General features: G+C 48.2%; 1 protein-coding gene. It reads left to right on the top strand.

Going from position 1 to position 274, the window contains the following annotated elements; all coding sequences use genetic code 11:
* The coding region (locus tag SB658_RS23870) for an MFS transporter (RefSeq protein ID WP_410602807.1) at positions 1–274 on the top strand (274 nt) is incomplete at both ends.

Here is a 274-nt window from a genome sequence, read left to right as displayed (position 1 = left end):
TAACGGGATTGGGATAGCAACAAGTATTCTATTAATGGGGCTTGTGCAAACTGTTTATCAGCTATTCGCCCTGCGGCTCTTCATGGGGCTTGTCACGGGCTTTATCTCGACTTCAATGGCACTCATCTCTGCACAGACAGAAAAAGCAACTGCGGGTAAAACCCTTGGCACGATGCAGCTGAGTAATGTCGCCGAAGGATTGTTTGGCCCATTAATGGGCGGATTCATGGCAGACAGCGTCGGATTTATTTATACGTTTTTCCTCACAGCGGCT

Source organism: Bacillus sp. SIMBA_008, assembly GCF_046535495.1.
GTDB classification, from domain to species: Bacteria; Bacillota; Bacilli; order Bacillales; family Bacillaceae; genus Bacillus; species Bacillus subtilis.
Note: the sequence above shows the minus strand (reverse complement) of the source record. Positions and strands in the feature narration are given on the sequence as shown.